At 71.2% G+C, this 9,746-nt stretch carries 15 protein-coding genes; 7 read left to right on the forward strand and 8 right to left on the reverse strand.

Features of this window, described 5'->3' with window-relative positions:
• Positions 1-30 precede the first annotated feature (30 nt).
• A complete protein-coding gene (locus tag ACZ5PB_RS37085; protein ID WP_468697465.1) occupies positions 31-1,305 on the reverse strand; it encodes a Cmx/CmrA family chloramphenicol efflux MFS transporter in 1,275 nt (424 codons plus the stop codon).
• A gap of 174 nt (positions 1,306-1,479) precedes the next feature.
• Here ACZ5PB_RS37085 and ACZ5PB_RS37090 point away from each other — a divergent pair, with 174 nt between their 5' ends.
• Complete coding sequence (locus ACZ5PB_RS37090) at positions 1,480-1,707, forward strand: hypothetical protein (protein ID WP_468697435.1); 228 nt, start codon at positions 1,480-1,482, stop codon at positions 1,705-1,707.
• On the opposite strand, the gene ACZ5PB_RS37095 is transcribed toward ACZ5PB_RS37090, so the two are convergent.
• Positions 1,704-2,102, reverse strand: a complete 399-nt coding sequence (locus ACZ5PB_RS37095) for a winged helix-turn-helix transcriptional regulator (protein ID WP_468697437.1) — start codon at positions 2,100-2,102, stop codon at positions 1,704-1,706. The two genes, ACZ5PB_RS37090 and ACZ5PB_RS37095, sit on opposite strands and share 4 nt — an antisense overlap.
• Before the next feature lie 65 nt (positions 2,103-2,167).
• On the opposite strand from ACZ5PB_RS37095, the gene ACZ5PB_RS37100 reads away from it, so the two are divergent.
• Entirely contained in the window at positions 2,168-2,863 is a 696-nt protein-coding gene (locus ACZ5PB_RS37100; protein ID WP_468697438.1) for an NADPH-dependent F420 reductase, read from the forward strand.
• Positions 2,864-2,871: 8 nt separating this feature from the next.
• On the opposite strand, the gene ACZ5PB_RS37105 is transcribed toward ACZ5PB_RS37100, so the two are convergent.
• The 4 genes from ACZ5PB_RS37105 to ACZ5PB_RS37120 form a co-directional block, all read right to left on the reverse strand.
• Positions 2,872-3,747, reverse strand: a complete 876-nt coding sequence (locus tag ACZ5PB_RS37105; RefSeq protein ID WP_468697440.1) for a hypothetical protein — start codon at positions 3,745-3,747, stop codon at positions 2,872-2,874.
• 317 nt (positions 3,748-4,064) lie between these two features.
• Positions 4,065-4,265 carry a DUF397 domain-containing protein gene (locus tag ACZ5PB_RS37110; RefSeq protein ID WP_468697442.1) on the reverse strand — a complete coding sequence of 67 codons (201 nt, stop codon included), beginning with the start codon at positions 4,263-4,265 and terminating at the stop codon, positions 4,065-4,067.
• Positions 4,266-4,290: 25 nt separating this feature from the next.
• Positions 4,291-4,500, reverse strand: coding sequence for a DUF397 domain-containing protein (locus ACZ5PB_RS37115; protein WP_468697444.1), 210 nt, complete (start codon positions 4,498-4,500; stop codon positions 4,291-4,293).
• Positions 4,482-5,324 carry a helix-turn-helix domain-containing protein gene (locus ACZ5PB_RS37120; RefSeq protein WP_468697446.1) on the reverse strand — a complete coding sequence of 281 codons (843 nt, stop codon included), beginning with the start codon at positions 5,322-5,324 and terminating at the stop codon, positions 4,482-4,484. Before ACZ5PB_RS37120 ends, ACZ5PB_RS37115 begins: the two co-directional genes overlap by 19 nt.
• Before the next feature lie 133 nt (positions 5,325-5,457).
• Between ACZ5PB_RS37120 and ACZ5PB_RS37125 the strand changes: the two genes are divergently transcribed.
• The 3 genes from ACZ5PB_RS37125 to ACZ5PB_RS37135 are packed head-to-tail and all read left to right on the forward strand — an operon-like array spanning position 5,458 to position 6,302.
• On the forward strand, positions 5,458-5,700 hold the full coding sequence (locus tag ACZ5PB_RS37125; protein WP_468697448.1) for a hypothetical protein: 243 nt from the start codon (positions 5,458-5,460) through the stop codon (positions 5,698-5,700).
• The gene (locus ACZ5PB_RS37130; protein WP_468697450.1) at positions 5,697-5,879 is read left to right on the forward strand and encodes a hypothetical protein; all 183 of its coding nucleotides are present in this window, start codon (positions 5,697-5,699) and stop codon (positions 5,877-5,879) included. The genes ACZ5PB_RS37125 and ACZ5PB_RS37130 overlap by 4 nt, the downstream gene beginning before the upstream one ends.
• A gap of 33 nt (positions 5,880-5,912) precedes the next feature.
• The gene (locus ACZ5PB_RS37135) at positions 5,913-6,302 is read left to right on the forward strand and encodes a VOC family protein (RefSeq protein WP_468697452.1); all 390 of its coding nucleotides are present in this window, start codon (positions 5,913-5,915) and stop codon (positions 6,300-6,302) included.
• 5 nt (positions 6,303-6,307) lie between these two features.
• On the opposite strand, the gene ACZ5PB_RS37140 is transcribed toward ACZ5PB_RS37135, so the two are convergent.
• Both ACZ5PB_RS37140 and ACZ5PB_RS37145 read right to left on the reverse strand, forming a co-directional pair.
• Positions 6,308-7,024, reverse strand: a complete 717-nt coding sequence (locus ACZ5PB_RS37140; RefSeq protein WP_468697454.1) for an HD domain-containing protein — start codon at positions 7,022-7,024, stop codon at positions 6,308-6,310.
• 4 nt (positions 7,025-7,028) lie between these two features.
• Positions 7,029-7,964, reverse strand: coding sequence for a LysR family transcriptional regulator (locus ACZ5PB_RS37145; protein WP_468697455.1), 936 nt, complete (start codon positions 7,962-7,964; stop codon positions 7,029-7,031).
• 110 nt (positions 7,965-8,074) lie between these two features.
• On the opposite strand from ACZ5PB_RS37145, the gene ACZ5PB_RS37150 reads away from it, so the two are divergent.
• Together ACZ5PB_RS37150 and ACZ5PB_RS37155 are read left to right on the forward strand one after the other, a co-directional pair.
• A complete protein-coding gene (locus ACZ5PB_RS37150) occupies positions 8,075-8,902 on the forward strand; it encodes an oxidoreductase (RefSeq protein WP_468697456.1) in 828 nt (275 codons plus the stop codon).
• Between the two features lie 30 nt (positions 8,903-8,932).
• Positions 8,933-9,616 (forward strand): maleylpyruvate isomerase family mycothiol-dependent enzyme, encoded by a 684-nt coding sequence (locus tag ACZ5PB_RS37155; RefSeq protein ID WP_468697457.1) that lies wholly within the window; start codon positions 8,933-8,935, stop codon positions 9,614-9,616.
• Positions 9,617-9,746: the final 130 nt, after the last annotated feature.

Raw genomic sequence — 9,746 nt, forward strand, 5'->3', positions numbered from 1 at the left:
GCTCCGGGCCCGTTACTGGCGCTACTGGCGTTACTGGTGGGAGAGGGGCTGCGGGGAGGCCGAAGACTGGGCCGGTACGGCACTCCCCGCACCTGCACCCGCACCCGCACCCGCACCCGCACCCGCACCCGCGCCCTTCGCCACCAGCCGCGACGCGTTGTCCGTGCGCTGCCAGCGCAGGGACAGTACGACCAGGCCGACCGCGACCACCGTCATCGCCCCGCCCGCCCACGCCGTGGCCGAGAAGCCCCAGCCCGCGTCGATCACCGTGCCGCCGAGCCACGGGCCACCCGTGTTGCCGAGGTTGAACGCGGCCGTGGTGGTGGCTCCGGCGAGGGTCGGGGCCGCTCCCGCCACGTTGAACATCCGGGCGTTCAGCGCCGGTGCGGTGAAGAAGGCGGAGAAGCCGAGCGCGAAGGACAGGGCGATGGCGACCGCCGCCGACGAGCCGAACAGGGCCAGGGCCGCCAGCAGCACCGTCGAGGTGCTGATGCCGCCGATCAGGACGCCGAACGGGCGGGCGTCCGCGATCATGCCGCCGACCGTCGTACCGATCAGCGCGCCGATGCCGAAGAGGCCCAGGATCCACGGGACCCACTTCGAGTCCAGCCCGGCCACGTCCGTCAGGATCGGCGACAGGTAGGAGAAGGCGCAGAAGACACCGCCGGCCGCGAGGGCCGTGATCACGACGCTGACCAGGACCTGGCGGTCGCGGTAGATGCTCAGCTCCTTCTTCAGCTGCGGGCGCTCGTCGGGCAGCGGGATACGGGGGATCAGCGTGGTGACCCCGACCAGGGCGATCGCGGAGGCCGCGCCCACCGCCCAGAACGCCGAACGCCAGCCGAAGTTCTCACCGAGGAACGCGCCGAGCGGCACGCCCAGCACGTTCGCGATGCTCAGCCCGCCGATCATGACCGCCATCGCCTTGGCCCGCGACGTCACCGGCACCATCGCGATGGCGACGGCCGCGCCGACCGCCCAGAAGCCCGCGCACGCGAACGCGCTCACCACGCGGGAGGCGAAGAGCAGCTCGTACGAGGGAGCCAGCGCGCCCGCCACCTGGCCGAGCCCGAACACCGAGATCAGCGCGATCAGCGTCGTCCGCCTCGGCAGCCGCAGCGTCGCCACCGCGAGCAGCGGCGCACCGATCACCATGCCGATCGCGAAGGCGGATATGAGCAGCCCCGCCTGCGGGATCGTGACGTCCATGTCGTCGGCTATCGGGGGCAGCAGCCCGGAGAGCATGAATTCGCTCGTACCGAGCGCGAAGACGGCGAGGCCGAGCATGTAGACGGCGAGGGGCATACGGTCACGGGCGCGCGGCGGAGCGGCGGGCTGATCGGAGGGGGGCATAGCAGTGTTCAACAAGCGCTCGGAGCCTGCCATTCCCGTACTGGCGGGTCACCTAAATCAACCACTTGGCGAGGCTTTCAACTCCACTGATGCATAAGCACCATACGGACGGTAGAGATATGGATCATGACGACTACGGAATCCCCCGAGCCCGACATCCGCGCCGCCGAGGAAACGATCCGCGCACTGCGCGCCGCCCTCGTCGGGGCCGGGCTCAACCTCCCCTCCCTGGCCCTCGACCCGGCCTCCTGCGCCCGTGAGGTGCCCGCGCCGCTGATCGACCTGGGCCGCTGCGACGTGTCGACGGCCCGACGGCTGACGGACGCGCTGCTGAGGGTGGGCGGGGGCTCCTAGCGCCGGGGGAAACGCTCCTGTGCCGCGAGTACGTCGTCCCCGTAGGCCGCCGCCCAGGCGCCGAGGGCGCGGATCGGGGTGAGCAGGGCGGTGCCGGCCCCGGTGAGGGAGTAGTCGACGCGGGGCGGGGCCTCGGCGTAACGGCGGCGCTCCACCAGGCCGTTGTACTCCAGTCGCCGCAGTGCCTCGTTGAGCACCTTGGGGCTGATCCCGCCGATCCGGGCCAGCAGGGCGCGGGGCCGCATCGGGCCGTTCTCGCCGAGTGCGTAGAGGACCACGCTGTCCCAGCGGTTGGCCAGTACCTCGAAGGCGGTCCTGGCCCGGCAGTCCGCCGCGAACGGATCCCCGCCCATGTCGTCCCCGGCCGTGTCCCTGGCCCCGTCCACCTGTCCCATGCGGACATCCTGCCCCGGCCGATGCGTACCAGGTGGTGTGCATCGACCGGCCTAGCGTCCCGGTCATGACATTCCACGACGCGAACGGGAGCAGGACGACGATGCGCATCGGCATTCTCGGTACGGGCGGCATGGCAGCGGCACTGGGCGGGGCCTGGGTGCGGGCCGGACACGACGTCATGGTCGGCGGCCGGAACACGGCGTCCGCCGCCAGGACGGCGGAGCGCATCGGGGCCGCCGCACACGGCGGCCTCACCGAGGCGGCCGGGTACGGCGAGGGCGTACTGCTCGCGGTACCGGCCGGGATCGCACCGCAGCTGGCCAAGGAGTTCGCCACCGACCTCGCCGGACGGACCGTCTTCGACTGCACGGTGCCGATGGTGCCCTCCGGTGACGGCCCGGTCCTGTCCACCGCCGGGGGCACGGACTCGGTCGCCACGCGCATCGCGGCGGCGGCGCCGGACGCCCGGGTCGCCAAGGTGTTCGGCATCTGCCACGAGAGCATCTGGACCCTGCCGCAACCGGCCTTCGAGGGCGCACCGTTGGCCGTGCCCTTCTGTGCGGACGCCCCGCCCACCGCCGCCCTGACGAGCGAGCTGATCACGTCGATGGGCTGCACTCCGCTGCCGTGCGGCGAGCTGGGCCGGGCGGCGCTGCTGGAGGCGGCAGCGGTGTTCGCCGTCGGGGTGTGGTGGTCCGGCGGCGAGGCCCGCCACGTCTTCCCCGCCCCCGCGCTGGCCCCCGGCGCAGTCGACGACTGAGGGCCGGTTCAGCGGGGTCCCCGTCCCTGTTCCCACCCCCGTTCCCGCAGGTCGTGGCGGATGCGGCTGGCCTTTCCGCGTACGACGTCGGCGGGCAGGCCCGGGGTGTCCCGTACGTACGGCTGGCTGCGGCACGGGCGGCACAGGCCGCCCGGCAGCGCGGCGGGCTCGCCGGGGACGCCGCACACGGAGCACTCCATGATCCGAACGCCCTGCCTCGGCGCGGGCAGCTCCGGCGGCAGCTCCTTGATCAGCTTCGACTGTACGAACGCGAAGGGGCTGTGCACCACGCGCGGGACGATCTGCCCGAGCCCGCGCAGCAGCCGGTCCGGCGAGGCCCCGCGCCGCAGCCACTCCGCCGCGTACGGCGCCAGCTCGCGGCAGGCGTTTGCGGAGAGGGTCAGCTGCGGCACCTGGTGGGAGAGGTGCGCGAGGGTCTCGTACGCGCGTTGCTCGTGGGTCTCCGGGGCGGCCTCGGCGGCGTCCTCGGTGGTTTCGCCGCGCACGGCGGACTGCCACCAGGCGTCCGAACGCTGCGTCCGGGAGAAGTACGTGCGCTGCACCCACTTCGCGCTGCCGCCCGCCTCCCACAGCGGCTCGCGGTAGCGGCGCAGGTGACCGGCGGCGGAGAGGTTGCGGAGCGTGGTGGAGATCGCGGTCTGGCCGTACGCGGCGATCTCCTTGGCCAGCGTCTTGATACTGATGTCCGAGCCGTCCGGCAACCTGTCGATGTACCCGGCGATGGCCGCTTCGCGGGACGGGAGATGGCTGAAGTCGGTTGCGTGGCGCGGGAGTTGATCCGGCGCGGACTTCTTCCCGAAGCCGGGGACGGCCATGGGGTGCGCGGGGGCGTGGGGGGCAGGACTAAGCTGCGTCATAGCCATGAGGGATCCCTGCTAAGAGACGATCTCGCGTGGTCAGACCCCTGTGTGGTGTTGGCGCACCCATGGGGGTCGTTCTGTCTGTTGTGACGCACCGTACACGTTCGGAGCGGTGTGTCGCGACACGGTCACGAAAAGCCATCTCGCGCGCGGGTGAGGTGAGTTGGGGGGCCGGGTGGGGGGTGGGTAAGACTTCGCCATCCATTCCTTAGAGAAAGCGTCTTGACGCTCGAATCCCGAGTCTCGCCGGTGCCGGGCAACGGGAACGGCCCCCGCCGGGTGGGCGAGGGCCGGTCAACGAGCTCCTGTTTGGCGGGTGTTCAGCCGTGCTTGAGTGCAGCGACGAAGGACGTCCAAGCCTCGGGCTCGATGAGGAGCGCGGGGCCGTCCGGAGCGGTCTTGCTGTCGCGTACGGGGACGAGGGTGGGGAAGTGGTCGGCGACTTCGAGGCACTCGCCGCCGTCGGTGTTGCTGTAGGAGCTGTTGCGCCAGGTCGCGGCGCTCAGGTCGATGGTTCGCACGTGCTGCCTCCAGGTGGTGGGCAGTTCAGGCGGCGAGGTTGTCGTCCTTGAGTGCGCTGACGAAAGACGTCCAGGCGGCGGGCTCGATGAGGAGCGCGGGGCCCTCGGGCGCCTTACTGTCGCGTATGGGGACGATGCTCGGGAAGTGGTCAGCAACTTCCACGCACTCCCCGCCATCCGCGTTGCTGTACGAGCTTGTGCGCCACACCGCCGCACTCAGGTCGATGAATCGCACTGCGCTTCCTCCAGCAAGTCCGTGATGAACTTCCGTGACTCCAAAGGGGACAAGGCCAGGTCACGCAATGCATCATACGCGCGCTGAAGTCGCTCGACCTGAGCCGAACTCTCCAGCAGCTCACCGTGGATGTAGTTCTCGACGTAGGCCACCGTGCGGGCATCCGGCAGCCGCAGGAACATCACACTCGTGTCCCGCAAAGCCTGGGGTCCCACGTTCAGAGGGAGTACCTGTAGGACGAGATTGGTCCGGTCGGCCACCTCGACCAAGTACTCCAGTTGTTCGCGCCAGGCGCCCGCATCATTCAACGGTGTGCGCAGCACGGCCTCGGACAGGATGCTGCGAAAGTGCGGAGCATCCGCGCCAGCGAGCAGTTCGCGTCGGCCGGTACGGGCTTCGACCTGCTTGTTCAGCTCATCCCCGACGAAGCCGCCCGTCTTGAGGAACGCACGCGCGTACCCCTCAGTCTGTAGCAATCCCGGGGGAGCGCTGACCGCGTAGTGCCACAGGCTTACAGCCTCCGCTTCGAGCGACATGTACCGCCGGTACTGCTCCCGGAACTGGCTGGTGTCTCCCATTGCGAGCTCCCACAGCGTGAGCAGCAGCCCGGGTGTCCCGTAGTGCTGGTCCAGCGCTTGGACGACCTCCGGTCCGCCGATCGTCTCTCCGCTCTCCATCTTCCCGAAGAGCGACCAGTCCCAGCCCAGCACCTCGCCCAGCTTGCGCAGCGACTCGCCGCGTTCGGCGCGCAGGCGACGCAGCTCCTCGACGAAGCGTTGTCGGGGTTCCTGACTCCGGCCGGTGACCACTCGTCTCGTCGGCATCGTGCGGCCTCCGTGGAGGTGGAAGGTGTGGAAGTTGCCGTGCAGCGGGCGGAAGCACCGCCGGTATCCGGTATCCGGACCCTGCCCCTAGGCAATGCTCGTTACGCCATGAAAGCGAAGGAGAGTTGCGCCCATGCACACGGAACACCAGGGGCCGGCGGCGTCGCCGTACCCGGCCGGAACGCTCGTCTACGACCAGGTGGCGAAAGCCGTCGCCGAGTACCGGGGCAAGGCGGGCCCGTACGCCATGCTGCGCCCGGTGGGCGGCGGACGGGAGTGGCAGGCCGAGCCGGGCTGGCTGCGCGAAGCCACCCTGGCGGAACGGCTGAGCGCCGGGATCCGCGTGGCCGACCACCGTTCGGAGAGCGCCCTGTGAGCGAGCCGTTCGTCGACGTCCTGCGCCCGCCTGAGCCGGTCGATGGCTGCGCCGACTGCGCCGAGCTGGACGTGGCGCGGGCAGTGGCCCGTGCCGAGTTCGACGGGAGTCTGGAGACCGACATGAACGTACTGCTGCGCAGGCACCAGCGCGCGGATCACCAAGTCGCCGCAGAATAGGGGGGATCCGTAATAACCGGGAAGGTGGGGCTGATGGGTGCGATGGTGTTCAACGTGGCCTTCGACTGCGGGAACGCGTACGAACTGGCCGCGTTCTGGAGCCGCGTCGTCGGGCATCCGATGGACGAGCTCGACAAGCCCGGCGACTCCACCGCGAGCGTCCGGCTGCCGACCGGGATGCACTTGTACTTCGCCGAGGTGCCCGAGGCCGCGCGCCGGAGCGGCAAGAACCCCGTGCACCTGTGCCTCCAGCCCGACGGGCGCCGGGACGACGAGGTGGACCGGTATCTCGGGCTCGGGGCGACCCTGCTCGACGACCGGCGCGAGCCGGACGGTACCGGGTGGGTCGTCTTCGCGGATCCAGAGGGCAACGAGTTCTGTGTGCTGCGCAGCGCGGAGGAGCGGGCCGCGATGGGCGGCTGAGATGCCTACGGTGTCAGCAGGTCCAGCTCGGTGGTGAGGTTGCGGCGGGCGGGCTCCTCCCAGTTCCTGGTGCCGTACGGGGTGCGGAACAGGCGCGGCAGGGCGAGGAGTTGGGCCAGTACGGCGGCCCGGCCCTTGCGGAAGTCGTCGTCCGGTACGAAGGCGTACTCGCTGCGCACCGCCGCCGCGTAGGCCGCGTACGGCTCCGGGCGTGCCGCCAGGATCGCCAGGTCCGCGTCGCAGAGGGCCTCGCCGTTGGTGTCGTCGTCGTCCGGGTCGTGGGTGACCGTGAGCCGGACCAGGCGGGCCACCTCGGCCGTCGCTGCCGGGGAGAGGCCCAGCTCGGGGAGCGCGCGCTCGGCGAGGCGGGCCGAGCGGTCCTCGTTGGTGTCCCGGTCGGGGAGGTACACCGCGTCGTGGAACCACGCGGCCAGCCGGACCAGGTCCGGGTCGGCGGCGTGGTCGGCGAGGGTGTCCAGGTGGGTGAGGACCGCTGCCAGGTGGGTGGGGGTGTGGTAGTGGCGTTGGGGCTCTGACCAGCGGCTGAGGAGGTTCGCGGCGTAGGGGGCCGGGTCCGGGGCGGTGTCCGGGGCGCTGTCCACGCCCGGTCCGCTGCCCACGCCCGGGGCCTGGCGCAGCGCCGCGATGGTGGTCGTCCAGCGGCGGAGCAGGTCGGCTTCGTCGTACGGCATCGGCGCGGGGCTCGTCGGGCGGCTCGTCATACGGCTAGTCTGCCGCGCCGCCGGTGCCCCGCGTGCCCCGGGACTCCCTGGCCGCCCGTGCGTACGCCCTGACCAGCGGGCGTACGTCGTCCTTGCGCCAGGCCAGGGCGAAGCGGGACGGGGTGATGCCGTGGACCGGGACCGTCACCACGTCGCCCTCGCCGCGCAGCAACAGCGGGGCGTTCCCGGTGGCGAGCAGGACCACGCCCAGGCCCGCGACCAGGGCTTCGTACGTCTCGTCGGGGCCCGCGACCTCCGCGCCGATCCTGGGCGGGACGCCGTTGCGGGCGTCCGTCGCGAGCCAGTAGTCACGTAGGGGTCCCGCCGAGGCGGGCAGTGCGAGGAAGGGTTCGGGGAGGAGCTCCTCGAAGTCGAGGGACGGGCGGTCCGCCAGGGGGTGGCCGGCCGGGAGCGCGACCAGTCTCGGTTCCTCGGCGAGCACCAGATGGGCGAAGCGCGACGGGTCGGGCAGCGGCAGCCAGACGAACGCCACGTCGCTCGTCCCGTCCGCCAGCCCCGCCGACGGGTCCGACCAGTCGACCTGGCGCAGCGAGAGCGTGGTCGTCGGGTGCGCGGCGGTGAAGCGCGACCGGATCGTGGGCAGCATCCCGCCCCGCCCCGGACTGGTGCTCATGCCGATGCGCAGCAGCGAGGCGGCGGAGGTGCGCAGGGCCTCCAGGGCCGCCGTACCCAACTGCCAGGAGGCAAGCGTTTGTTCGGCGTACGGGCGGAGCGTCTCGCCCGCCGGGGTAAGGGCCACGTTGCGGCGGTCGCGGGTGAACAGCTGGGCGCCCAGGGTGCGTTCGAGCTGGCGTATCTGCTTGCTCAGGGCGGGCTGGGAGACGTACAGCGACTCGGCGGCGCGCGTAAAGCTCAACTCCCTTGCCACGGCGAGGAAGTAGTGGAGGTCGCGGGTGTGGATGTCTATCCGGCTGGTCATAACCGATGGCTATCACGAAGGGTCTTGGACGGGGGAGGGGGCTGCGGCTGAGGATCAGTGCAGAGCGCGGGACCGGCAGCGGGACCCGCCCGAGGAGGGGAAACCACACCATGAACAAGGTCTGGCTGATCACCGGCGCGGGAAGCGGCTTCGGGCGTGCCATCACCGAGGCGGCAGTGGCGGCGGGGGACACCGTGATCGCCACGGCCCGGCGCACCGAGACCCTGGCCGGGCTGGTCGCCGCCCACCCCGGCCAGGTCGAGGCGGCCCGCCTGGACGTCACCGACATCGCCGGGATCGACGCGGCGGTGGCCGACGTCATCGACCGGCACGGCCGGATCGACGTACTGGTCAACAACGCGGGGCGCACGCACGTCGGTGCTGTGGAGGAGACCGGCGACGCGGAGCTGAGGGATCTGTTCGAGGTGCACTTCTTCGGCCCCGCCGCCCTGGTCCGTGCCGTACTTCCGCACATGCGCGAGCGCCGCTCCGGGGCGATCGTGCAGCTCAGCAGCATGGGCGGGCAGATGTCGTTCGCGGGCTTCGGGGCGTACAGCGCCACCAAGTTCGCGCTGGAAGGGATGAGCGAGGCGCTCGCCGACGAGGTCGCGCCGTACGGGATCAAGGTGCTCGTGGTCGAGCCGGGATCCTTCCGGACGGGGCTGTTCGGCGGCTTCAGCGCGAGCGAGCCGACGGCGGCGTACGCGGAGAGCGTCGGCGGGACGCGCAAGATGATCGAGTCGAGCAACGGGGTCCAGCCCGGCGACCCGGCGAAGGCCGCCCGCGCGATTCTGTACGCGCTGGACGCCGAAGTGACGCCGCTGCGGCTGCCGTTGGGCGGAGACGCGGTGGACGCGGTGGTCGGTCACCTGGACGCGGTGCGCGAGGAGGTGCGGGCGTGGGAGAAGGCGGCGCGGGACACTGCGATCGAGGAGTGAGCGGTCGGATTCGCCCGTACGTTGGCCCGTATGACGACGAATGAGGAACACGCGGAACACGCAGAACCGATACGCGATGCGGGCCTGCCGGAGCGACTGCTCCACTCCGAACTCAAGCCGTTCCTGGACCTGTTGAGGTCCCGCGCCACCGACGAGGACTTCGCGGTGCGGACCTGTTGTCCGGGGTGGACCGTACGGCACGTGGTCGCCCACTGCTCGGCGGCGCTGAACCGGGTGCTCGAAGTGCGCTACGAGAAGGACGTCTTCTCCCCCGAGTCCAACGACCGCGACATCGCCGAGCGCGCCGACTGGCCGCTGTCCCGGCTGCTCGACGAGCTGGAGCAGGGCTACCAGGAGTCCGGCGCGGTGATGGGCGCCCGGGAGGACGGGCGGCTGGACGGCATCGCGCTCGGGGAGTGGGTGCACACGGGGGACGTACGGGAGGCGTGGGGCCTGGAGGGCGCGTACGGCGGGGCCAGCGGCACGCTCGCCGTACCGCTGCTGGCGCGGCTGACGTACGTACGCAAGTTCCCGGCGCTGCGGGCGGAGCTGACGGACCTGGGGGAGGCGGTCCGGCTGGGCGCGGGCAGCGGGGACGCGGTCTATGTGGGCGACACGCCGACCCTGATGCGGCTCTTCGCGGGGCGACCGCTGACCGGGACGCGGTACGAGCTGAACGGGGTGTCGGAGGCGCAGCTCGTCTTCTTCGACTGATGAGAGTGGACGTGTGAGAACGGGGCGGGGTCCCGGAAAAAGCCGGGCCAAGAAACGCCCCCCCAACCCCCCCCCCCCCCACCCCCCCCACAATGCGTAAGAGGGAGGTAGTGTTGACCGCAAAAAAAAA

The sequence above is a fragment of the Streptomyces sp. NPDC032721 genome, assembly GCF_055579625.1.